The sequence below is a fragment of the Rhizobium sp. UGM030330-04 genome (genome assembly GCF_003208455.1).
Taxonomy (GTDB): domain Bacteria; phylum Pseudomonadota; class Alphaproteobacteria; order Rhizobiales; family Rhizobiaceae; genus Agrobacterium; species Agrobacterium rhizogenes_A.
The window spans coordinates 1-22901 of record NZ_QKML01000018.1 but is presented as its reverse complement, the minus strand read 5'-3'; the positions used below and the strand labels follow the sequence as shown (position 1 = coordinate 22901).

Annotated in this window: 20 protein-coding genes, 1 tRNA gene and 1 pseudogene; 14 read left to right on the top strand and 8 right to left on the bottom strand. The window is 56.6% G+C overall.

The features are described from left to right. Positions 1 to 96 precede the first annotated feature (96 nt). The 3 genes from N434_RS22840 to uvrA all read right to left on the bottom strand — a co-directional run bounded on the left by N434_RS22840 (position 97) and on the right by uvrA (position 4686). Positions 97 to 621: a GNAT family N-acetyltransferase gene (locus N434_RS22840; protein WP_110760427.1), complete on the bottom strand. Its 525-nt coding sequence runs from the start codon at positions 619 to 621 to the stop codon at positions 97 to 99. A gap of 188 nt (positions 622 to 809) precedes the next feature. After that, on the bottom strand, positions 810 to 1610 hold the full coding sequence (locus N434_RS22835; RefSeq protein ID WP_065116202.1) for a DUF72 domain-containing protein: 801 nt from the start codon (positions 1608 to 1610) through the stop codon (positions 810 to 812). A 154-nt stretch (positions 1611 to 1764) separates the two neighbouring features. Continuing rightward, positions 1765 to 4686 (bottom strand): excinuclease ABC subunit UvrA, encoded by a 2922-nt coding sequence (gene uvrA, locus N434_RS22830; protein WP_110760426.1) that lies wholly within the window; start codon positions 4684 to 4686, stop codon positions 1765 to 1767. 264 nt (positions 4687 to 4950) lie between these two features. On the opposite strand from uvrA, the gene N434_RS22825 reads away from it, so the two are divergent. Together N434_RS22825 and N434_RS22820 are read left to right on the top strand one after the other, a co-directional pair. Beyond that, the gene (locus N434_RS22825) at positions 4951 to 5532 is read left to right on the top strand and encodes a single-stranded DNA-binding protein (protein ID WP_065115608.1); all 582 of its coding nucleotides are present in this window, start codon (positions 4951 to 4953) and stop codon (positions 5530 to 5532) included. 39 nt (positions 5533 to 5571) lie between these two features. Beyond that, positions 5572 to 5841, top strand: coding sequence for a hypothetical protein (locus tag N434_RS22820; RefSeq protein ID WP_065115607.1), 270 nt, complete (start codon positions 5572 to 5574; stop codon positions 5839 to 5841). Between the two features lie 55 nt (positions 5842 to 5896). Here N434_RS22820 and N434_RS22815 read toward each other — a convergent pair whose 3' ends face one another. Both N434_RS22815 and N434_RS22810 read right to left on the bottom strand, forming a co-directional pair. Next, complete coding sequence (locus N434_RS22815) at positions 5897 to 7045, bottom strand: CBS domain-containing protein (RefSeq protein WP_110760425.1); 1149 nt, start codon at positions 7043 to 7045, stop codon at positions 5897 to 5899. Positions 7046 to 7179: 134 nt separating this feature from the next. Then, a complete protein-coding gene (locus N434_RS22810) occupies positions 7180 to 7809 on the bottom strand; it encodes a MarC family protein (protein ID WP_110760424.1) in 630 nt (209 codons plus the stop codon). A gap of 216 nt (positions 7810 to 8025) precedes the next feature. Between N434_RS22810 and gyrA the strand changes: the two genes are divergently transcribed. Next, the gene (gyrA, locus tag N434_RS22805; RefSeq protein WP_110760423.1) at positions 8026 to 10818 is read left to right on the top strand and encodes a DNA gyrase subunit A; all 2793 of its coding nucleotides are present in this window, start codon (positions 8026 to 8028) and stop codon (positions 10816 to 10818) included. A 91-nt stretch (positions 10819 to 10909) separates the two neighbouring features. On the opposite strand, the gene N434_RS22800 is transcribed toward gyrA, so the two are convergent. From N434_RS22800 to N434_RS22790, 3 genes are all read right to left on the bottom strand, one after another. Continuing rightward, positions 10910 to 11170, bottom strand: coding sequence for a hypothetical protein (locus tag N434_RS22800; protein WP_065115603.1), 261 nt, complete (start codon positions 11168 to 11170; stop codon positions 10910 to 10912). An 83-nt stretch (positions 11171 to 11253) separates the two neighbouring features. Beyond that, positions 11254 to 12732: a D-alanyl-D-alanine carboxypeptidase family protein gene (locus N434_RS22795; protein ID WP_110760422.1), complete on the bottom strand. Its 1479-nt coding sequence runs from the start codon at positions 12730 to 12732 to the stop codon at positions 11254 to 11256. 139 nt (positions 12733 to 12871) lie between these two features. Further along, positions 12872 to 13591 (bottom strand): hypothetical protein, encoded by a 720-nt coding sequence (locus N434_RS22790; protein WP_110760421.1) that lies wholly within the window; start codon positions 13589 to 13591, stop codon positions 12872 to 12874. A 136-nt stretch (positions 13592 to 13727) separates the two neighbouring features. Here N434_RS22790 and N434_RS22785 point away from each other — a divergent pair, with 136 nt between their 5' ends. From N434_RS22785 to N434_RS22740, 11 genes and pseudogenes are all read left to right on the top strand, one after another. Further along, positions 13728 to 13991, top strand: a complete 264-nt coding sequence (locus tag N434_RS22785) for a hypothetical protein (RefSeq protein WP_065115600.1) — start codon at positions 13728 to 13730, stop codon at positions 13989 to 13991. 15 nt (positions 13992 to 14006) lie between these two features. After that, entirely contained in the window at positions 14007 to 14234 is a 228-nt protein-coding gene (locus tag N434_RS22780; RefSeq protein WP_110760420.1) for a hypothetical protein, read from the top strand. Positions 14235 to 14651: 417 nt separating this feature from the next. Continuing rightward, the gene (locus tag N434_RS22775; protein WP_162854489.1) at positions 14652 to 14804 is read left to right on the top strand and encodes a hypothetical protein; all 153 of its coding nucleotides are present in this window, start codon (positions 14652 to 14654) and stop codon (positions 14802 to 14804) included. A gap of 88 nt (positions 14805 to 14892) precedes the next feature. After that, positions 14893 to 14982, top strand: a tRNA-Ser gene (locus N434_RS22770). Between the two features lie 167 nt (positions 14983 to 15149). Further along, positions 15150 to 16448, top strand: coding sequence for a tyrosine-type recombinase/integrase (locus tag N434_RS22765; RefSeq protein WP_110760460.1), 1299 nt, complete (start codon positions 15150 to 15152; stop codon positions 16446 to 16448). Positions 16449 to 16623: 175 nt separating this feature from the next. Further along, positions 16624 to 18462: a Z1 domain-containing protein gene (locus N434_RS22760; RefSeq protein ID WP_146227700.1), complete on the top strand. Its 1839-nt coding sequence runs from the start codon at positions 16624 to 16626 to the stop codon at positions 18460 to 18462. Next, complete coding sequence (locus tag N434_RS25515; protein WP_146227698.1) at positions 18459 to 18914, top strand: hypothetical protein; 456 nt, start codon at positions 18459 to 18461, stop codon at positions 18912 to 18914. The genes N434_RS22760 and N434_RS25515 overlap by 4 nt, the downstream gene beginning before the upstream one ends. A gap of 1 nt (position 18915) precedes the next feature. After that, positions 18916 to 20097, top strand: a complete 1182-nt coding sequence (locus tag N434_RS22755; protein WP_146227697.1) for a TRM11 family methyltransferase — start codon at positions 18916 to 18918, stop codon at positions 20095 to 20097. Between the two features lie 276 nt (positions 20098 to 20373). Then, positions 20374 to 21711: an AAA family ATPase gene (locus N434_RS22750; protein ID WP_146227695.1), complete on the top strand. Its 1338-nt coding sequence runs from the start codon at positions 20374 to 20376 to the stop codon at positions 21709 to 21711. Continuing rightward, entirely contained in the window at positions 21704 to 22297 is a 594-nt protein-coding gene (locus tag N434_RS22745) for a hypothetical protein (RefSeq protein WP_112494180.1), read from the top strand. The genes N434_RS22750 and N434_RS22745 overlap by 8 nt, the downstream gene beginning before the upstream one ends. A 392-nt stretch (positions 22298 to 22689) precedes the next feature. After that, positions 22690 to 22901 (top strand): annotated as a pseudogene (locus N434_RS22740) (winged helix-turn-helix transcriptional regulator); the annotation flags it as partial.

Sequence of the window (22901 nt, the reverse complement as noted above, 5' to 3'; positions counted from 1 at the left end):
ATTTTGAGTAAAACTGTGTAGTGGTCTTAGGTCCGGAACGTGCGGAAGAACAAAGGGCTGGAGCAGATCCGGCTATTCCGCTTAGACCGGACTGCTCTAGGGAGCGACCCAGACGAGCCCGCGCCATTCCCTGTCCGTAAGACCGGGCATGGAGAAATCGCGCGTTGGTTCGCGGATCAGGCCAAGGCGCGACATGACGGCCTGGGAGCGAAAATTATCGGGGCTGGTATAGGCGATGATCCCAGCTATTCCCGCGTATCCGGTAGCATGGGTCAGCGCGGCTTTTGCGCTTTCGGTCGCATACCCTTTTCCCCAGGCCTGCCTTATGAAACGCCAGCCGATTTCGTGGTGCGGGCCAAGTGGATGATCTTCGGACAGGCGCGGCATGACGCCGGCATAGCCGAGAAACAGGCCATCGGGATTTTCAACCGCCCAGCGGGCGATGCCCTGTTCGCGCTCTGCCCTGCGGTAGCGCTCGAATTTTTCCCTGCTCCGCGTCTCGTCCGCCGGGCCGCCCTGATCGGCCATCACCTCCGGATCGGATTGCATTGCGGCGAAGGCTTCAAAATGGTCCTCCCGCCAATGGCGCAGGCGCAAACGTTCCGTCTCGATCATATTCATTCCGGCCAGCCCTCTGATAACGACAGCCTTTTGCCGGCGAAACGCCTTGTGTCGTCATTGGCATTCTTGCCGGCGTGAGATGACGGGAATGAGACGCGAGCTGTCTATTCTCCGGATACCGAATGTTTTTCGGTACGACGATTTATCGGTGACGCTGCAACATCCGGTGGTCAGCGTCACCGCGTCACTCAGACAGCCTTTTGCAATTCCTGCGCACCGTTGGGTGCATTGACCTTGCCACCGGTGATGAAGAAGGCGAAAACGTCACGCGGCGTTTTTTCCGCTTTACGGTCGGGCGCGATCAGCGGCAGATCATCGGGTACGCCGCCCGCCGCATAGGTCTCGACCCGTTCTGCCCAGTGGCCGATCTCCGTCTTCGGGTAACAGGTTGCGATGTCGTCTTCGCCCTTCTGCAGGCGGCAATAGACGAAATCGGCCGTGACATCAGGCAGCATCGGGTAATCGTGATGATCGGCGCAGACGACGGCAACCTTGTGTCTGGCGAGAAGATCGATGAATTCCGGCACCTGGAATGTCGGGTTGCGCACCTCGACCACATGGCGAAGGCGGATACCATCCTGCTTTTCAGGCAGGAGCGCCAGAAAGGCGCCGAAATCATCCGCGTCGAATTTCTTCGTGGGGGCGAATTGCCAGAGGATGGGGCCGAGATGGGAGCCGAGTTCCGTCAGCCCCTGCGTCAGGAACTTCGTCATGGATTCCCCGGCCTCGGCCAGAACCCTGCGGTTGGTGACGAAGCGGCTTGCCTTTAGCGAGAATACGAAATCCTCAGGCACTTCTGATGCCCATTTGGCGAAGGTTTCCGGCTTCTGGCTGCTGTAATAGGTGCCGTTCACCTCGATGGCCGTGAGTTGCCGGCTGGCGTGTTCCAGCTGGCGCTTCTTTGGCAGTTTTTCCGGGTAAAACGTGCCTTCCCATGGCTCGAAGGTCCAGCCGCCGATACCGGTGCGGATCGTGCCTGATGTCGACATATGCTGTTCCTCCCAATTCTGCGCCGTTTTCAACCCGCCGCGCTATCGCCATTCTCCAGCTTTAAGCGACGGTCGGTGTGTTTTCTGATCATGGATCCTCGCCTCAAGAGCGAGAATGACGGAGAAGGCTCGGGGACCATCGGTGTCCCAACAATTACTCCGCAGCTTCCCGCTTGCCGGCCGGCCGGCGGTCCAGAAGCTCCTTCAGGAAGTGACCCGTATAGGAGCGCTCGACCTTGACGATGTCTTCCGGTGTGCCGGTGGCCACCACTTCGCCGCCGCCCGTGCCGCCTTCAGGGCCGATATCGATGATCCAGTCGGCCGTCTTGATGACTTCGAGATTGTGTTCGATCACCACCACGGAATTGCCCTGTTCCACCAGCGCATGCAGCATTTCCAGAAGCTTGTTGACGTCGTGGAAATGCAGGCCTGTCGTCGGCTCGTCGAGAATATAGAGCGTGCGGCCCGTCGAGCGTTTCGACAGTTCCTTGGCAAGCTTGACGCGCTGCGCCTCACCGCCGGAAAGGGTGTTGGCCTGCTGGCCGACCTTGATGTAACCGAGGCCGACATCGAACAGCGATTGCAGCTTGTCGCGCACCGCCGGCACGGCTGCGAAGAACTCAACGCCTTCCTCCACCGTCATATCCAGCACGTCGGCAATGGATTTGCCCTTGAAAGTCACGTCCAGCGTCTCGCGATTGTAACGCTTGCCGTGGCAGACATCGCAGGTGACATAGACGTCAGGCAGGAAGTGCATTTCGATCTTGATGACGCCATCGCCCTGGCAGGCTTCGCAGCGGCCGCCCTTGACGTTGAAGGAGAAACGGCCGGGCGCATAACCGCGCGCCTTGGCTTCCGGCAGACCGGCGAACCAGTCGCGGATCGGCGTGAAGGCGCCGGTATAGGTGGCCGGGTTGGAACGCGGCGTGCGGCCAATCGGCGACTGGTCGATGTCGATCACCTTGTCGATGAATTCGAAACCATCGATGCGGTCGTGTTCGGCCGGGATTTCGCGTGCGCCCATCACCCGGCGCGCCGCCGATTTGTAGAGTGTCTCGATCAGGAAGGTGGATTTGCCACCACCCGATACGCCGGTCACGGCCGTGAAGACGCCAAGCGGCACGGCGGCCGTGACATTCTTCAGATTGTTGCCACGCGCGCCAAATACCTTGATTTCGCGGCCCTTCTTGGGCTTGCGGCGTTCTGCCGGCACGGCGACACCGAGCTCACCGGAGAGGTATTTGCCGGTCAGCGATTTCGGATTGGCCATCACCTCCTGCGGCGAACCTTCGGCAATGACCTGGCCGCCATGAATGCCGGCGGCCGGGCCGATGTCGACCACATAATCCGCCGTCAGGATGGCATCCTCGTCATGTTCGACCACGATGACGGTGTTGCCGATATCGCGCAGGTGTTTCAGCGTATCGAGCAGGCGGGCGTTATCTCGCTGGTGCAGGCCGATCGACGGCTCGTCGAGAACGTAGAGAACGCCTGTGAGGCCGGAACCGATCTGCGACGCCAGCCGGATGCGCTGGCTTTCACCGCCGGAAAGCGTGCCGGAATTGCGCGACAGGCTGAGATAATCCAGCCCGACATCGTTCAGGAACCGCAGGCGTTCGCGGATTTCCTTGAGGATGCGGACGGCGATCTCGTTCTGCTTGGCGTTGAGGCTCTCCGGTAGCACCTCGAACCAGTCGCGGGCGGTGCGGATCGACATTTCGGTGACTTCACCGATATGCAGCCTGTTGATCTTGACGGCGAGCGCTTCCGGCTTCAGGCGATAACCGGCGCAGGCCGGGCAGGGAGCCGCCGACATGTAGCGTTCGATTTCCTCGCGCGCCCAGGCGCTGTCAGTCTCTTTCCAGCGACGCTCCAGATTGGGCACGATGCCTTCGAAATTCTTTACCGTCTTGTAGGAGCGGGCGCCGTCCTGATAGTTGAATTCGATCTTGTCATCAGTGCCCTGAAGGATGGCCTGCTGTGCGTCCTTCGAAAGCTCCGACCATTTGCTGGAAAGCTTGAAACCGAAGGCCTTGCCGAGCGCTTCCAGCGTCTGGTTGTAATAGGGAGAAGACGACTTGGCCCAGGGAGCGATGGCGCCGTCACGCAGGGTGCGGGCCGGCTCCGGCACGATCAGGTTTTCATCGACCTTCTGCTGCGAGCCAAGGCCATCGCAGCTGGGGCAGGCGCCGAAGGGATTGTTGAAGGAGAACAGCCGCGGCTCGATTTCCGGGATGGTGAAGCCGGAAACGGGGCAGGCGAATTTCTCCGAAAACAGCACACGCTCATGGGTTTCGTTGAGAGACTTGTTGGCGGAACCGCCGGCGGCTGTCTCTTCCGGCGGCAGGGGCCTGTCGGCAAATTCCGCGACAGCCAGCCCGTCGGCGAGCTTGAGGCAGGTCTCGAGACTGTCGGCAAGGCGTGCGGCCATGTCCGGGCGAACCACCGCACGGTCCACCACCACGTCGATATCGTGTTTGTATTTCTTGTCGAGGGCGGGCACGTCGGCGATTTCGTAGAACTGACCATCCACCTTGACGCGCTGGAAGCCCTTCTTCATCAGGTCGGCGAGTTCCTTTTTATATTCGCCTTTGCGCCCGCGCACCATCGGCGCGAGAATATAAAGACGCGTACCTTCCTCGAAGGCGAGGATGCGGTCGACCATCTGGCTGACCGTCTGGCTTTCGATCGGCAGGCCGGTGGCCGGCGAATAGGGAACGCCGACACGCGCGAAGAGAAGGCGCATATAGTCGTAGATTTCGGTGACCGTGCCGACCGTGGAGCGCGGATTGCGCGAGGTGGTCTTCTGCTCGATGGAGATTGCCGGCGACAGGCCGTCGATCTGGTCGACATCCGGCTTCTGCATCATTTCGAGGAACTGGCGCGCATAGGCCGAGAGGCTTTCGACATAACGACGCTGGCCCTCGGCATAGATCGTGTCGAAGGCGAGCGACGACTTGCCCGAGCCGGAAAGCCCGGTCATGACGATCAGCTTGTTGCGTGGCAGATCGAGATCGATACCCTTGAGATTATGCTCGCGGGCACCACGGATGGAAATCGTCTTCAGTTCACTCATGACAAGGCTCGGATAAAAACAACAGGCTTGATGGCGGCGCGTCCTTATGTAGTGACGCAGCCGGACGTGTCGAGGTCTATTCCCAATCGGTCGCAGCTTTTCGGAATGCTTGACTCGAAATCTGCGATTTAATAGAACAAAAAAGGAACGAATTGCAAGCGCGAATGTCTGCTCCCGCAGCATAAGATTATTCTTTGTGGATAGTTCCATGCTTGCGGTGCCCTTTGCGGGCAGCGGCAGCTATTGTGTGGCGAATTTTTTGAAATGCAATTGCCGGTCATGATGGCTGGCGGACAGGATGACGAGATGGCTGGTAGCGTAAACAAGGTAATTCTGATCGGAAACGTGGGCGCCGATCCCGAAATCCGCCGGACGCAGGATGGCCGCCCGATCGCCAACCTGCGCATCGCCACTTCGGAGACCTGGCGTGACCGCAACAGCGGCGAGCGCCGTGAGAAGACCGAATGGCATACCGTCGTGGTTTTCAACGAAGGCCTGTGCAAGGTCGTCGAGCAATATGTCAAGAAGGGCGCCAAGCTCTATATCGAAGGCCAGCTGCAGACGCGCAAATGGCAGGACCAGACCGGCAACGACCGCTACTCCACCGAAATCGTGCTGCAGGGCTTCAACTCCACGCTGACGATGCTCGACGGTCGTGGCGAAGGTGGCGGCGGCCGCAGCGGCGGCGGTGATTTCGGCGGTGGCAATGACTATGGCAGCGGCGGTGGCTCGGGTTATGGCGGCGGTTACGACCAGCAGTCTTCGTCGCGCGGCAGCTCTTCGCGGGGCGGCGGCCAGCCTTCCGGCGGCTTCTCCAACGACATGGACGACGATATCCCGTTCTGAGCGGACGGCGAATACGTAAAGGCGTGACAGGAGACAGGCATGAGTGACGAATCCGCACCGAAACAGCCGGCGACAAAACAACCGGCTACCTGGCGCATCATTCTCGCTTTCTTCCTTGATTTCTGGACGGCGTTTTTCGCCGCCGGATTTCTCGTCGCAGCGGTTGCTGGCGGGCGCACGCCACAGGGTTTTGCCCTGAATGGCGTGCCCGCCTTTGTCGCCTTTGCGCTGATCATCGCCTATTTCGTCGTGCTCGGACGGTTCTTTGGCGGCACGCTATGGCAGCGCCTCCTGAAGGCGAGACGCTAACCGCCCCGCCTTTCCGCCCCCCAGGGAGAGGCAGGCACTTCGATATCGCGGCAGGCTATGCCGCGACCTTGTCCGCCAGCATCGCAACCATGACGTCGGATTGCGACACGATGCCCACCATCTTGCCCCTGGCATCGATCACCGGCAGATAATGCAACCCTTCCTCCGCAAAGCGGATGATGGCTTCCTCGATCGAGGTTTCCGGCCGCACGGTTCTCACGGGTGAAGTCATGATGTCCTTGACGGTATCGTTGGGGGCACTTGCGCCTGAGAAGATGAGGCGCAGCCGCTGCAGGAAACCGATCGACGGGCGACCGTTTCTCCAGCTTGCCTTTTCCAGAAAATCCGTCTGGGTAACGATGCCGACGATTTCCGCCCTGTCATTGGTGACCGGCAGTGCCTTGAAATGATGGCTGTGCATCAGCGCATGGGCGTGGCGCAGGCTGTCCTCAGGGGCAACGCCGACGACATCGCGCGACATGACGCTGGCGCAATCGAGATGCAGCGCGCGGCGGCGCCAGGAACGCAGCTCGGTCTTGCGCAGGATAGTTTCCAGTTCGTCACGATCGATATCGAGAACCTCGTCATATTCCTTCAGCACCTCATCGAGATCGGTGGAGGAAAAGCCGATTTTCTGGATAGGCGTCGGATCGGTGGTGCCGTGGGCGGCCTTTCCAAGCTTCAGGCCATGCGGATAGGCGCGGCCGGTGGCATTGTTATAGGCGAGCGCGAGCGCAAGAAGGATCAGCGAATTTCCGGCGACCGGCCACAGCAGGAAACCGTATCCGAGGCTGTGCACCGCGGGGCCGCCGAGAACGGCCGTCAGCGCCACCGCGCCGCTTGGCGGGTGCAGGCAGCGCAGCGCCATCATGGCGGCAATGGCGAGGCTGATGGCAAGGGCGCTGGCAAGGAATGGGTCCGGAAGGAGCAGCGCCACCGTCACCCCCACGAAAGCCGATACGAGATTGCCGCACAGGATGGACCAGGGCTGGGCCAGCGGGCTGGAGGGGACCGCGAATAAAAGCACGGCCGACGCGCCCATCGGCGCGATCATGGCGGGCAGGGTTGGGTCGAAACGAAGAGCGAGGCTACCCAGAAGACCGGTCAGCAGAATGCCGACGAAGGCGCCGGTCGCGGAGCGCAGCCTTTCCCTGTTACTGACGGGTGCGGCATCCGGGATCAGGCGGCGCAGCGTGGAACGCATGGAGATAACTTTCGAATCCGAAAAAAAACATGCGTCTTTTAACCGAAGCGGCAGCCGGATTTAAAGGGAGGATTTTCCTGCATTTCAACGATTGGCAGGAATTTATTGCGCAGGTCTCGCCATGCGTGGGCGGCTCAGAAAGCGAAGGCCGATTTTATGCCGTCGACCACGAATTGCACGGAAAGCGCCGCAAGCAGAACGCCGAGCAGCCGGGTGAGGATGGCGCGGCCGGTATTGCCGAGAAACCGGTCCATACGCTCCGAAACGATCAGCGCCGCGTAGACGAGAGCCATGGCGAAAGCGAGGATCAGGATGAGCACGACCATCTCGATGGTGGTCTTCATCGTTCCGGCGAGAAGGACGGTGGCGGAAATGGCGCCCGGTCCGGCGATCAGGGGGAGCGCCAGCGGAAAGACCGCCAGATTGTGAAGATGGTCCTTGGTGATGGCGATCTCGGAGGTCTTTTCCTTGCGCTCCTGACGCTTCTCGAAAATCATCTCGAAGGAAATCCAGAACAGCAGAAGGCCGCCGGCGATGCGGAAGGCGCCAAGCGAAATGCCGAGCAGGTTGAGGATGGCAAGCCCGAAAAGGGCAAAGACGGCGAGGATGCCGAAGGCGATGATGGAACCGCGCAGCGCCACCTGGCTGCGCTGGTCGCGCGTCATGCCGGCGGTCAGCGCCAGAAAGACGGGCGCAAGCCCCGGCGGATCGAGTGTGACCAGAAGTGTGGTAAGCGCGTTGATGAGCGTTTCGCTGCTGGCCATTCTTTCCCCGTCGGTTTTGTTTTTAGACGCAAGCCTACGCAAGTCGCCGGGACTTTGAAAGGGAGTGGCGCGCTTTTGCCGGGCTAAATCGTGAAAAGCGGCGCTCGTCTTGCAAATGACGCAAAAGCCTGTTCAAAACTCGCCGGGAAATTGGCTTAACGTGGCTGTTTCCGCTATAAAAATCCATCCGATTCTTAACAGAGAATGTGATCCGTTTTGACTGACCAGAGCCCCCCCGGCGGCGGAAAGCTTCCGCCAGGCATTGAACCGATTTCCATCATGGAGGAAATGCAGCGGTCGTATCTCGACTACGCCATGAGCGTTATCGTGTCCCGCGCGCTTCCCGATGTGCGAGACGGCCTGAAGCCGGTTCATCGCCGTATTCTCTACGGCATGTCCGAACTCGGCATCGACTGGAACAAGAAATACGTCAAGTGCGCCCGCGTCACCGGTGACGTGATGGGTAAATTCCACCCGCACGGCAACATGGCGATCTACGACGCGCTGGCGCGTATGGCGCAGGACTGGTCGCTCCGCCTGCCGCTGATCGACGGGCAGGGCAATTTCGGCTCCATCGACGGTGACCCGCCGGCGGCCGAGCGTTATACCGAATGCCGTCTGGAAAAGGCCGCGCATTCGCTGCTCGACGACCTCGACAAGGAAACGGTCGATTTCCGCGACAACTATGACGGCACGCTGCAGGAACCGGTCGTCATTCCGGCGAAGTTCCCGAACCTGCTGGTCAACGGGGCAGGCGGCATCGCCGTCGGCATGGCCACCAACATTCCGCCGCACAATCTGTCCGAAGTCATCGACGGCTGTATCGCGCTCATCGAAAATCCGGCGATCGAATTGCCGGAGCTGATGCAGATCATTCCCGGACCGGATTTCCCGACCGGCGCGCTGATCATGGGCCGTTCCGGCATCCGATCGGCCTATGAGACGGGACGCGGATCGGTCATCATGCGCGGCCGTGCGACCATCGAGCCGATGCGCGGCGATCGCGAGCAGATCATCATCACCGAGGTTCCCTATCAGGTGAACAAGGCGTCGATGATCGAGAAGATGGCCGAACTGGTCAAGGAAAAGCGCATCGAGGGCATTTCCGATCTGCGCGACGAATCCGACCGGCAGGGTTACCGCGTCGTGGTGGAGCTGAAGCGCGACGCCAATGCCGATGTCATCCTGAACCAGTTGTATCGCTACACGCCGCTGCAGACCTCTTTCGGCTGCAACATGGTGGCGCTGAACGGCGGCAAGCCCGAGCAGATGACGCTGCTGGACATGCTGCGCGCCTTCGTCGCATTCCGCGAGGATGTCGTCAGCCGCCGCACCAAATATCTGCTGCGCAAGGCGCGCGAACGTGCGCATGTGTTGGTCGGTCTTGCAATCGCCGTTGCCAATATCGACGAGGTCATCCGCGTCATCCGACATGCGCCCGACCCGGCTTCGGCGCGCGAAGAGCTGATGACGCGGCGCTGGCCGGCGCAGGATGTGGAAAGCCTGATCCGCCTCATCGACGATCCGCGCCACCGCATCAATGATGACGGCACCTACAATCTCTCCGAAGAGCAGGCACGCGCCATTCTCGAATTGCGCCTTGCCCGCCTGACGGCACTCGGCCGCGATGAAATCGGCGACGAGCTGAACAAGATCGGCGCGGAAATCAGCGAATATCTGGAAATCCTTTCCTCGCGCCTGCGCATCCAGCAGATCGTCAAGGACGAGCTTGGCGCCGTTCGCGACGAATTCGGCACGCCGCGCCGCTCCGAGATCGTCGAGGGTGGCCCGGACATGGATGATGAAGACCTCATCGCCCGTGAAGACATGGTCGTCACCGTCTCGCATCTCGGCTATATCAAGCGCGTGCCGCTGACCACCTATCGCGCACAGCGTCGCGGCGGCAAGGGCCGTTCCGGCATGGCGACGCGCGACGAGGATTTCGTCAATCGTCTCTTCGTGGCCAACACCCATACGCCGGTGCTGTTCTTCTCCTCGCGTGGCATTGTCTACAAGGAAAAGGTCTGGCGCCTGCCGATCGGCACGCCGCAGTCCAAGGGCAAGGCCCTTATCAACATGCTGCCGCTGGAGCCGGGCGAGCGCATCACCACCATCATGCCGCTGCCCGAGGACGAAAGCACCTGGGAAACGCTTGATGTGATGTTCTCGACCACGCGCGGCACGGTTCGCCGCAACAAGCTCGGCGATTTCGTGCAGGTCAACCGCAATGGCAAGATCGCCATGAAGCTCGATGAGGAGGGCGATGAAATCCTCTCCGTCGAAACCTGTACGGACCGCGACGACGTGTTGCTGACGACCGCGCTTGGCCAGTGCATCCGCTTCCCCGTGGACGATGTACGTGTCTTTGCCGGACGCAATTCGGTCGGCGTGCGCGGCATCAACATGGCCGAAGGCGATCGCATCATCTCCATGACCATTGTCGGCCATGTGGAGGCTGAGCCGTGGGAACGTGCCGCCTACCTCAAGCGCTCGGCAGCCGAACGGCGTGCCGCTGGTGTCGACGAGGAAGATATCGCACTCGTTGGCGAGGAAGTGACGGAAGAGGGTGAGCTGAGCGAAGAGCGTTATCAGGAGCTGAAGGCACGCGAGGAATTCGTGCTGACGGTTTCGGTGAAGGGTTTCGGCAAGCGCTCGTCCTCCTATGATTTCCGCACATCGGGTCGCGGCGGCAAGGGTATCCGTGCCACCGACACTTCGAAGACGGCCGAGATCGGCGAACTCGTTGCGGCGTTCCCCGTCGACGAAGGCGACCAGATCATGCTCGTTTCCGATGGCGGCCAGCTTATCCGCGTGCCGGTAAACGGTATCCGCATCGCCAGCCGCGCCACCAAGGGTGTCACCATCTTCTCCACCGCGAAAGATGAGAAGGTGGTTTCCGTGGAGCGCATCAACGAGCCTGAGGGCGACGACGAAGCCGACAATGGTAATGGCGAAGAAGCGGACGGCTCTGTGTTGGATGCGCCTGAGGCGCCGGAGAGCGAGGCATAAGCCGCCTCGTTTCCTCCACCCATTAATAAAAACCCCGCGGCGCACAGGCACCGCGGGGTTTTTCTTTGGCTTGTCTTTTGGTGGGTGTCTTTTACCGGATACGCATATGGATCGGTGCGCGTCCGGAACGGCGGGCGACGTGAAGGTGGATGCTGGCTTCCGGCTGATTGGCGCGCCATGCGCGGGCGCCATGCGACAGAAGCAGGCTGACGAGATCACGCGTCTTCGCCTTGGAGCGGTTGAGACCGAGATCGGCGATACGCATCGCCGCCTCGTGAATGGGATGCAGAACCGACAGGCTGCTTTGCCCGTTGCCAGACGCAATGTCCGAATAATTCTCGTTGACTGCCATCTTGGAAAGCCTCGCTACACATTACACAATTCGAGGAGACAGGCGATGCGTCGGGAATGAAACACCGCCTGCGGAAACGTCTCTTACTGGAGCGACGCCCAGCAGCTGACGCCTTTCTTTTTCAATGCATTGCATGCATTTACCGCGGCGTTCTGGCCATCAAAGCCGCCGAAACGGGCGCGGTAGATCTGGGAGCCGTCCTTGCTGAAGGCCACCGTGAAGGGTTTTGCGGAGCGCAGGGCCGCGCCGCCTTTTTCCTGGGCGCTCTGCAACAGGCCGCGGGCGGAGTTTTCATCCGGCGATGCGCCGATCTGGATCACCCAGCCGCCCTGCGGAGCCTCGGACTTGGCCGAAACCGAAGGGGAGGCGACGGAAGCCGTGACGATATTGTCCACCTTGGTTGAGTTGGTGATCAACTTGCGATCCGGTGGGATGGGTGCCTGAACGATAGGGTCCTTGCCCTTCTGCCAGGTGGCGGCTTCCATGGCCTTTACGGCGGCGTTGGAAGAGGAGGCAGCAAAGGCTGTGACCGGTGATTCCTCATAACGGGCCTGCGGTACCGGGCCTGCATGCGGCAGACCGGAATCCGTCGCGGCAACTGCAACGGAGGGAACGGCTGCCGCCACTGCGACCGGTTCCTCGATCGGCGCGGACCGCGTCTGTGCGATCAGGTTGCTGTTGCCACCGCGGGAGGCCTGCGGAAGATAGGTTGCAACGAGCTTGCGCATCGTGGCGTCACGGGCGGCGCTGGAGCGCCCACCAAGGACGACGGCGACGATGGAGCGGCCATCGATCTGCGCCGAGGTTGCAAGATTGCTGCCGGCTGCACGGGTGTAACCGGTCTTGATACCGTCCACGCCCCTGACGGTTCCGACCAGGCGGTTGTGATTGCCGATGACCTGCTTGCCGAAATTGAAGGTACGGGTGGAGAAATAGCCGTAATATTGCGGATAATGCTGACGAAGGGCGATGCCGAGGCGGGCCTGGTCACGCGCCGTCGTCATCTGCGCCGTGTTGGGCAGGCCGTTGGCGTTGCGATAGGTCGTACGGGTCATGCCGAGTGCGCGGGCCTTGGCGGTCATCATTCTGGCGAAACGGTCTTCCGAACCGCCGAGATATTCACCAAGTGCGGTTGCCATGTCGTTGGCGGAGCGGGTGACGAGCGCGAGGATTGCTTGCTCGACGGTGATGCTGCCACCGGCGCGCACACCGAGCTTGGATGGCGGCTCCTTGGCGGCATTGGCCGACACAGGCACTTTCGAATCCAGCGAGATACGGCCGGCGCTCAGCGCCTCGAACGTCAGATAAAGCGTCATCATCTTCGTCAGCGAAGCGGGATAACGCAAGCCATCCGGATCCTCGCCGTAAAGAACCTTGCCGGTCTTGGCGTCGATGACGATGCCCGCATATTTCGGATCGGCCTGCGCGGTGCCAACGGATGTTGCGGTTATGAACGCCGCAGCAAGGGTCAACGCCAGAAACCTTACAAAAGACGTCGCACCCGCCTTGCGCGAATGTGCCCCAGATAGACTTTTCAACACTGCTGAACTCTTCAATCGCATATTTCTATTCCGCTCGGACACGCCCCGCCCGATTGCTCCGGGAAGAAACTTTATCGGGATGGCGTTACCAAGTGGTTTATGAAAGGTATCCGCCTTCCATAAAATGCGACTTTTGGCGCGCAATCTGTGCCATGGCGTTTCACGTATTTCCGTCTTTTAAGAGGCGCTGCTCGACATAAGCCTTCACATCCGCGTCGAGCTTTTGCCATTGCGGCAGCAGGCTTGCGGAAAAACGGTAAAACAGGGTGAGATCCTGGCCGACATGGATATCCCTCTGGCAATCGCTGCCCGTTGTTTCCTCGGGCTTTTGCGGCAGCAGGCAGCGCACGACGTAATCGCTCTCGCCCTCGCGCCGTCCGGTCAATACGACCTCCTTGCCGTACCCCGAATCCGGCCGCAGACGGTGCAGCAGCAGGCCGTGCTTCAGCGGCATGGGCTCTCCCTGTGTCAACCGGGCATAGATCGGCCCGAAACGGCCCGACATATCCTGCGACATGGTGCTTTGTGACAGCTGGATAAAGATCAGTCCCGTCACGTGAGCCGGATCATCGAATGCGGTGCGATTCGCATCCTCATATCCCCTGAGGTCGGGCCAGGTGAGGTAAAGATCGATCCGTTCCTGTTCGCCACCCTGGCGGTCGGCGGGCATGCGCAGCGTATTTTTCGCAAGTTTCAGCCGGTCGTTGCCGATGGTGATCTCCACCGTATCGGTTGCCGTCGTATGGCCCGCCTTGAGAATCCGTTCGCCGTACCATTTGATGCCGACATTGAGCACGATGACGACAATGAGGAGGATTCCGGCAATGACGGCGACGCGGCGCATCAGAGACGATGAAAACAGGGGGCTTTCGTTTTGCATGGGCCTCCAAATTCACTCTTGCCGCCAATGCGGTTTCCGGGCCGGAAATGGGCTGACAAAGCTTTAACCTGCGGCGATCGCCATTGAAATGATGTTTTGCCGCTGTTACCTGATAGCGACAAGCAGAGGACGGCATATGGCAGCGCGCGACAGATATTCCCGGAAACTCGAATGTTCCAAATGCGGCCATCAGGGTTTCGCCGAAGTGTCGGAATCGGATGACAAAACCCGCCGTGACGTCGATTTTCGCATCGATGACATGCCCCGGGGATTTCGCACGGAACGCGCCTCGGGCGATCCGACGGATTTCATGATCCGCTGCGCGCAATGCGGCAATATATTCCGTTTCCTGCAGAAAACCGCCTATGCGCCGGGAGGCGAACCGCGCGTCAAGGCCTGAACGGAAGGTGCCGGAATGACGTTACCGCAACAACCGAACGGGGAGCCGCAGCGGCGCAAGCCGATCTGGCCGTGGATATTGCTCCTGGTCCTGACGCTCTGCGCCATCTATTCCTATAATCGCGCCAACGAAATCATTGCCGAACTTTCCGACACCTTGCCGCCGGCGCTGCTCAACCTGTTCGAGGATATTCTCCGGGATGGAGGACGGCACGGTGATGGCGGATCGGGAATCGGCGTTTAAGCGATAAAAGGTATAAGGTGCGTGCGCTGGCGTGGCCTGTCTTGGCCGGGCGTTCTCTATAAGAGACGCCAAAAAAAAAGCCCCGCAGATGGCGGGGCAGGTTGATCGCTCGGGGAAAGTTGGGCAATGCCCGGGAGCGATGTGACTATATAAGCGACAATAGTGCTGACGTGATAGGCCATTTCCGTCCCAAACAGTACGCCGGCGCATAAATTTTGCTCATTGCGAAGTTGAGGAGAGGGTGTCACGCAGAGGAGCTGGATGACGGGTTGCCGTGGCTGAAGGGCCAGAGAGATCCTTCGCCGGTTGCAAAACGACGAAAGCGAACGGACAATCGGCGCCGCATGCTTTTCGATTCTGCCTGTTGCCTCGAATTCCCCATATTCCACCCTAACATAACCGGACATGAGCAGACGCATGGACAAATCCGGAATTTTCTTCGTGGCGCTGTTGCTGGTGCTTGTTGCAATTGTTCTCAGCCTGACCCTGTTTGATTCGGCTCAGCAGGTTCCGAATGTTCCCTCAGGCGAGGGATCGCTGCTGCCGCCGGCAACGACGCCAGGACAATGACAAGCCAACGGAAACAGGAGGACCAGGGCGGCTTGCGCGGGCGGGATTGACGGCCTTTTTCAAACCGCTATAAAGCCTCACCACCGAAGGATGGGTGTCCGAGTGGTTTAAGGAACCGGTCTTGAAAACCGGCGTGCGTGAGAGCGTACCGTGGGTTCGAATCCCACCCCATCTGCCACTTTTGTTTTGCATATGTTCCCATATGTTCTCATTGGCCCTTGCGCGCTTCGATCGTTCCGGTTCATATATTCCCACTGGTTCCCATAACGTTTCGTACTATCCCGGTCATTTCCGGGTACCAAACCGGGTATCAGGTGGCGAAAACCGGGTATCGATGGGGTGGGCGTGCTAACCGACACGGCGATTCGAAAAGCGAAGGCGCAGGACAAGCCTTACAAGCTCTCTGACACCAATGGCCTGCATGTCTATGTTACGAAGGCAGGTAGCAAGATTTTCCGGTACCGCTACGAGTTTCTCGGCAAGGAAAAGACACTCGTCATCGGTGATTATCCTGAGATGAGCTTGCTAGATGCACGGCGGGCGAGGGACGAGGCGCGTCAGCTCCTTAAATCTGGGAAAGACCCGTCAGCACAGAAAAAGCTTGAAAAGGCGATCCAGCGCTCTGACGCGGAAGCGACGTTTGAAGTTGTCGCAAAGGAGTGGTTCGACCTTGCCAGCACTGTGTGGGCGCCAGCCCATGCGAACGAGGTCTGGCGAACGCTCAAGCGTGACGTGTTGCCCCATATTGGCGGGCTGTCCATCACTGCAATCGACGCGCCGATCGTCCTTGGTGTGCTCCGTCTAATCGAGAAGCGGGGTGCCGTTGAGACGGCGAAGCGACACCGTCAGCGGATATCAGCCGTCTTCGTCTACGCCATTTCCACCGGTCGAGCGACAAGCGATCCAGCCGCAGTGGTGCAGGGCGCGCTGGTGCCGCTTCACAAGGGCAGGCGCCCAGCTTTGACGTCCGCTGAGGCAATCAGGCAGCTCCTTACCGATGTGTGTAAGACGCCTGGCCGTCCGCACGTCAAGTTGGGTCTAAGACTGCTCGCAATTACAGCGGTGCGACCTGGAACCCTAGCATCCACGCCTTGGGCAGAGTGGGACGACTTGGACGAAAACGATCCGGTTTGGCGCATCCCTGCGTCACGGATGAAGCTCAAGCTGGATCGGAAACAAGCCGATCTTTACGATCACCTAGTGCCACTACCTCGCCAAGCGATGGAGATAATAGCTCTGTTGCGAAGGCTGACTGGGAGGGGCGAATTTGTGTTCCAGAATCCTCGGCGTCCGACGCAATCGATGTCATTAAATGCCATGGGCTATTTTCTTAACCGGGCAGGGTATTATGAAAAGCATGTGCCTCACGGCTTTCGCGCATCCTTTTCGTCAATCATGAACGAGAGGTACCCGCAGGATCGCCACGTCATAGATTTGATGCTCGCGCACACTCCGAAAGACAAGGTGGAAGCGGCATATAATCGTGCGCTTCACATCGAACGGCGGAAAGAGCTGGCGCAGATCTATGCAGATCTCATTTTGAAGGGCGTCCCGTCGCTCGAAGACTTTGTGAATGGTCCGATCCGGCTCAATAAAGGAGGTCCGGACCCGGCTCGGTCGCGTAAAAGGCGTATTGCGGTTTAACAGCCAATTCAACTTCGACCAATTTCCGCAGGCGCCAAAGAGACACGGTGTAGCCCTCGGCGTGGCGAAAACGATTACAGAGGAAGAAGCACTCCACCCGTGCTTGCGGTGTTTACTTAGTTGAGTGAATGCTTAACAGTAACTTAAAGGCGAATCGCGTTACGGGGGTGCGACGGTGGATTGGGCAGCAATTGTTGGCGATGTTGGTGAAAAACAATACTCAAAGCGTCTAGCGACTCTTCATGCGAAAAATATTGACACCAAGTCTATTGAGGACACCGTTGAGAAAACAGTCTCAAATATTGAAGGTATAAATGGTCGTTCATTAGTAATTTTTGGCGAGCCCCAGAGTGGTAAGACTGAGATGATGATCGCGCTGAATGCGCGGCTGTTAGATGAAGGCGCCAGCCTCATACTAAATTTGCTGACAGATAGCGTAGATCTTCTCGAGCAGAGCCTGTCGAGATTCAGAGACTCCGGGTTGAGCCCTTCGCCAAAGCAGTTCAGTGAGCTGCCACACGAAGCAAAAGATTTGGGGTCAAAAAAATGGGTAATATTTTCCAAAAAGAATGCGCGAGATTTGGAGAAGCTGAAAAAATTACTGCGTTTCAGAAAAGATATTATTATTATTGATGATGAAGCTGACTTTGCTTCCCCTAACGCGAAAGTAAATAGCGCTGACAAGACAAAAATAAACGAGCTAATTCACGAGCTTTTGGGCGAGAACGGACGTTACATAGGTGTTACTGCTACTCCGGCGAGGCTCAATCTCAATAATACGTTCGGCAACAATAGCGAGATGTGGGTGGATTTCCTACCGCATGCAAATTACGTCGGCCAAGACTTCTTTTTTCCGTTTGACGGAAAGGTCGATTATAGACTTCACGAATTTGAGTCCCACCAAGGTTCCGAGCGTGGTGAGCTGGAGAATGCGATAATCCATTTTCTTTGTGGCGTGGCGGAGCAGCATGCCCGCGGCAACCTAAAGAATTTCACCATGTTGGTGCACACCAGCGGCAAGCGGGATGAACACCAAAACGACATCGACGTTATTCAGAATACGATCACGGGACTTTCTTCCCCTGAAGGGGGCGCGTTTGAAAGGCTTAAAAACAAGCTGGTTTCTGTCGCAAAACATTACTCAAAAGATGATCCAAATTCTGTTGTAGAGTTCGTTCTTAGGAATATTTATAGACATGTTATCGTTGAAATAAATTCAAAAGGTCAGAGTGGTCGCGTCTCTGATATTGCTAGACCAACCAGCTTATTTTCTTTCGGTGCGGGCGGTAATATAATTTCCCGTGGTGTGACATTCGACAATCTTCTATCGATGTACTTTACCAGATCCGTAAAGGGAAAATTTGCGCAGGATACTTACATTCAGCGTGCTCGTATGTTTGGTTCAAGAAATGATTACAAAGAGTACTTTCAATTGTGGCTTCCAAAGCTGCTTATGAGAGAATGGAGCAAGTGTTTCGCGTTCCATAAGCTAGCGATTCAGGCGGTCCGAACTAGCGCGGGAGCACCTGTATGGCTTTCGGATCATAAAACGACCCCAACTGCCACCTCGTCGATTGACCACGCTACCGTGAGCTTCGAAGGAGGTGAGATGTCCTTTGCGCTTTTTGAATACGATGAAAAAATCCACGAAGCTTTGATGGCCCGAAAAGGGGAGACCGATGTGCAAATGCTTCAGCGGCTACGCGAGCATTTTTCGGAAACCGAGTTCCCGACCTTCCTTCTTAACTTCCTCGCCTACGACATAAATAATTCTCGGGCTAAATTATCGTTTCATAAGTCGAGTGATTTTGGTTCAACGAGCACGAAGTATCCAGTTGAAGAAGTTGCTTCAATCCGAAGATCGAAAGGCATATTTAGTACCAACGAATATGGCCGGAGTGAGTATCCGGATGCGAAACACCACCTAAAAATATTTCACAACGAACTGGGCAAGGCGCGCTTATTCTACAAGATAAATGGTAAGAAGATTAAGTTTATTCAGAATAGAAAATGATAACTGACTCATCCCGATATTACGGTTCTGTTATTCATCGAATTGTGGAGGCTTCGAACGTTTCTGTTTCGATTGCGCGTTTAGATGTCACCGTTCCTGGCTTTTTTCTACTAAACGATCGTTTGCCTTTTTACGTGAAATATTCAACCGCGCGAAAAGGGCCTTGGGGGTTCAACTTCCATGTGTCTCAACGAAGCTTGCTAGATGATTACCGGACACGCTTTGGTGAGTGTCTGAGTGTTCTTGTTTGCGCGAAAGACGGAATGGTTACACTTTCTTATTCCGATCTGGAATCCGTTTTGGAAGATCGTGGTGAGACGCAGGAAAATGTTTCAGTTAAGCGGGGACATCGAGAAATGTATGAGGTAAAAGGCCCTGGAGGAGCGCTAGATCATAAGGTCGCTCGGAACAGTTTGTTGCTTGCGCTCGATACGAGCCTGCGCGGAGCCTGAAATGAGACATATTCACCCGTTTCCTGCACGGATGGCACCGGAAATCGCCATCGAGAAGGTTCAAGCTTTATCTCCGGGTCAGACTGTCCTGGATCCGATGGCGGGTTCTGGAATGGTGCTCTCGCAAGCGGCGAGAAATGGGATCAATGCTGTTGGTGTTGATCTCGATCCTTTGGCGGAGCTGATCTCTCGGGTTGGAGCGACACCCATCAACATTGTCGATGTAGAGGCGGGACTACGCGCAATGCTATCAGCATGTGCCAAAGATTGCTCGCGCGAAGAGTACCTCCCTTGGATTGATGATGACATTGAAACACGGAGTTTCATCGATTTTTGGTTCGCCGAGAAGCAGAAAACGCAGCTTCGTAAGTTTGCTTGGCAGTTGTGCGAGAATAGGCTTGGGTTATCACCGTCGGTACTAGACGTTTTAAAGGTGGCAGTGTCACGCCTGATCATAACGAAAGAGCCTAAGGCGTCATTGGCCAGAGACACAGCTCACAGTCGTCCTCACAGAACCATTTCAGAGAACGACTTTGACGTGTTCTCCGCGCTACCAGCGTCAGTCAAGCACATTTCGTCCGTACTCGGATCAGCAAATTTCAGTGGGAAAGTGTCAACTAAGGTTGGGGATGCGCGGAAGCTGGATCATATCGGCGACGATACAGTTGATTTGATTATTACATCGCCCCCGTACCTAAATGCGATCGACTACATGCGAGGTCATAGATTATCACTTGTGTGGCTCGGTTTTGGACTAGGAGGTCTTCGTGAGGTTCGAGGCACCGCTATTGGTGCCGAGAAATCAAGGGGAGGAGCCATGTCTGAACGGTTTGCAGCGTTACTGTTGCAGATGGGCCTCTCAGATCTTCCCACAAAAACAGCTGGAATGTTGCAGCGGTATTTTGACGATTTGGTACAGCAGACAGGTGAAGCTTTTCGGGTGCTGAAAGCCGGGTCGGTAGCGACTTACGTGATCGGCAACTGCACAATTCGCGGTATTTATATTCAGAACAGCGAATTTCTCAAACATGCGGCCTTTCAAGCTGGGTTTGCGCTAGCCGGCGAAGCTGAGCGCGAGATTCCTGATAATCGCCGATATATGCCCGTGGCTGTAAACGCCGGAAACAGCCTAGGCAGTCGAATGAGGAAAGAACACATTATCGATTTGCGGAAAGTAGCATAATTTTACTATGCTTTGCCGATTTAATGATCGTTAGAAGACTACCGAGAAGTATCTGGCGAATGCTGGGTTGGGGAAGGTTCGCGCTGGACGCCCAGGATGAGCGTCTAGACGGTAGTAGGTGACATATTGAATGAAGAGTATATCCCCGTCGCTGCAGATCTTTCGCGGACGCGCCCGCGGGTCTGCTTGACAAGCCTAACCCGCTTTATGGTGCTTTAAACCTTTGCTAGTAGGATGCAGACCGTTGCGCTGGCGTACCCATAGAGAGTTTGAGACGTGCTAAAATTTAAAGTGAGTAATCTTGGTAGGGTGAGATCGGCAAGTGTTCAGCTCGCTCCTCTTACAATCCTTGTTGGCAAGAATGACACCGGGAAAAGCTATCTTGCGACCTTGATCTGGGCACTGAACAACCTCAACCTACTGCTTTCAAATAAAGAAGCACGAAGCAGGCGCCCAAAATGGATCAGAGACTTTTTCAGTTTAGATGGGTTTGACACAGATAGAGAGATCATCATCGACGCCGAAAAAGGTGCCGAGCTAATCAAATATTTGAATGATCTTTTTAGACGACAAGGGGCAGAGTTTCTTGCCAAAGTTTTTGCATTTGACGGCTTCGATCGCACATCAGTTTCGGTAGAGACCACAGAGTTCGAGCCCTTCACTATGCGGTTCTCTCGTGTTCGAGAGGTCAGTAGTGATGGTGACGAGCGAGAAGACATGTACGTTCGCGTGGGGGGAGCAGATGATCATTTGTCTTTTGGCCTACAATTTGAGAGGCGTTTTTTTGAAGAAACCAATGTGTTCCAAGATCTGCTGTTTCAGCAGCTCCTAAGCATTGTCGTCAACGGTTATGTACGTCCCTTCGGAGGTGTGTCCTACATTCCTGCTGCTCGAACCGGTTTGATGCTCACTTACAACTCGATCGCATCGGATAGGTTTGCACCTACTGGCGCCCAAAACCTAGATCTCCCTATGCCACTTACAGCCTTTCTTCAAAAGCTGTCCGCTACGCAGAGCCAATTCAAGGATTCGAAATCAAAGTTGGCAAAGTGGTTGCAAGAAACAATTATGAGTGGCGACATCGTTCTAGGGGAAGGGAAGACTAGGAAGTCTTTGGCTTTCAGACCCAGCGGTTCTGAGTTGGAATTGCCGTTGCATGCCACATCTTCAATGATAACCGAGCTAGCTCCTTATCTCATTGAAATGAAATCTTACATTCGGGGAAAACATTTTATTTTAGAAGAACCGGAGGCCCATCTTCATCTTGAAGCGCAGCGCGAAATGGCTCGGGCCATCTCACGTCTCATCGCCGCCGGGGCTCAAGTGACACTTACAACTCATAGTGACACTTTTTTGCAGCAGATAAACAACCTGATGTCGCTGTCTGATCATCCAAAACGTCGGGCGCTGATGAAAGAGTTTGGCTATAAGCGCGAGGACATCATCAGTCCCGACATGGCAGAAGCTTACGAGTTCAACTCGATCGAAGGGGCAACTGACGTTCAAAAAATTAAAAAAACGCCAGAGGGGTTCGTAGTCCCCAGTCTGAATAGAACGCTTCTATCACTCGCACGTGAAACGCTGGCGATACGCGAGAAACAGCGCAATGATTAAGGTCTGTGAGGACAACGTTAGAGAACATTTTTTGCCAGAGTTCTTACAGTTTTTTGGCGCTGGCGAAGAATTCCACTTTGAGGAAAAGAAGGACCAGGGACGAGGCAAAGCGTTCTTTAGATCAAGTGCGCCTGTATTAAAGGTAAAAGCCAAAGATCAAGCTCCGATGATCTGGTCATTATCTAATAAAAAATGTGCCGAGGGAGCTTTCATCACCTTCGAACGCGACGGGTGCAAGCTTCATATTATCGAGATGAAGATGAAGATGTCGCACAGTAGGTGGGTCAAGGCGCTACTTCAGCTTAAAGGGATGTATTTAACAAGCCTCGCCGTCGCCAGATTGGTTGGGATAAGTGACTTCATGGAGGTAATATGCCACGTTGCGTATTCTGAGGACGCAATGTCGGCCGATAAAGTTGCGGACCCTATTTTAATCAAAGGCTTTGTTGGAACAGAGAACCCCGTAGGTGGCAATAACGAATGGACATCGGAGACAGTATCTCTACCCTTCGGAGCCATTGCGAAGCTTAATAAAGGTGTCAGATCGAACAACGGCGGCCAAGACGTCGACTTCGGGACCATTTAAACGACACCGTTTAAATGTATGACCGTTGGCTGGCTTGTTGCATAGCGATGATCACACCCGGGGGGAGACCTTCGTGCAGCCCCACCAGAAATTCACGGTGGCGTCGCACCACTCGATTGCGGAGGTTTCAGCCATTGGCGGCCCCCGGCGTCTTGGAGCGCGCCGCTATGACCGTCGGCAGCTTCTTGCACCAGCGCACGAAGCCATCCAAAACGGGCTGAACATTCGTGTCGTCAGCCCATCCGGCAAAGCCTATGAACTCGCCGGGATTAAACGAGACTGTTGATTGCCACTGAGAACTGACCCGGCGTGGCGTGATATTTCCATTGAGAATTGACCCATGTTCCAACCTTCCCTCGCATGTTTTCAGCGAGGGCTATGGAGTGATCGACATGGCGTTATTGAGCGTGATCCGACGCTGGCATTTTCGAGAACATTTATCGATCCGGGAGATTTGCCGCAGGACTGGCCTATCCCGGAATACCATCCGCAAATACCTGCGTCTGGACGGCGTGGAGCCGAAGTTCAAGGTCCCGGAGCGGCCGAGCAAGCTCGATCCTTTTGCCGATCGGTTGTCTGCCTGGCTGAAGACCGAATCCAAGAA

Coding starts and splice junctions, on each gene's coding strand:
- N434_RS22840 (WP_110760427.1), bottom strand. CDS start 621: ATGAATATGATCGAGACGGAACGTTTGCGCCTGCGCCATTGGCGGGAG.
- N434_RS22835 (WP_065116202.1), bottom strand. CDS start 1,610: ATGTCGACATCAGGCACGATCCGCACCGGTATCGGCGGCTGGACCTTC.
- uvrA (WP_110760426.1), bottom strand. CDS start 4,686: ATGAGTGAACTGAAGACGATTTCCATCCGTGGTGCCCGCGAGCATAAT.
- N434_RS22825 (WP_065115608.1), top strand. CDS start 4,951: ATGCAATTGCCGGTCATGATGGCTGGCGGACAGGATGACGAGATGGCT.
- N434_RS22820 (WP_065115607.1), top strand. CDS start 5,572: ATGAGTGACGAATCCGCACCGAAACAGCCGGCGACAAAACAACCGGCT.
- N434_RS22815 (WP_110760425.1), bottom strand. CDS start 7,045: ATGCGTTCCACGCTGCGCCGCCTGATCCCGGATGCCGCACCCGTCAGT.
- N434_RS22810 (WP_110760424.1), bottom strand. CDS start 7,809: ATGGCCAGCAGCGAAACGCTCATCAACGCGCTTACCACACTTCTGGTC.
- N434_RS22800 (WP_065115603.1), bottom strand. CDS start 11,170: ATGGCAGTCAACGAGAATTATTCGGACATTGCGTCTGGCAACGGGCAA.
- N434_RS22795 (WP_110760422.1), bottom strand. CDS start 12,732: ATGCGATTGAAGAGTTCAGCAGTGTTGAAAAGTCTATCTGGGGCACAT.
- N434_RS22790 (WP_110760421.1), bottom strand. CDS start 13,591: ATGCAAAACGAAAGCCCCCTGTTTTCATCGTCTCTGATGCGCCGCGTC.
- N434_RS22785 (WP_065115600.1), top strand. CDS start 13,728: ATGGCAGCGCGCGACAGATATTCCCGGAAACTCGAATGTTCCAAATGC.
- N434_RS22780 (WP_110760420.1), top strand. CDS start 14,007: ATGACGTTACCGCAACAACCGAACGGGGAGCCGCAGCGGCGCAAGCCG.
- N434_RS22775 (WP_162854489.1), top strand. CDS start 14,652: ATGGACAAATCCGGAATTTTCTTCGTGGCGCTGTTGCTGGTGCTTGTT.
- N434_RS25515 (WP_146227698.1), top strand. CDS start 18,459: ATGATAACTGACTCATCCCGATATTACGGTTCTGTTATTCATCGAATT.
- N434_RS22755 (WP_146227697.1), top strand. CDS start 18,916: ATGAGACATATTCACCCGTTTCCTGCACGGATGGCACCGGAAATCGCC.
- N434_RS22745 (WP_112494180.1), top strand. CDS start 21,704: ATGATTAAGGTCTGTGAGGACAACGTTAGAGAACATTTTTTGCCAGAG.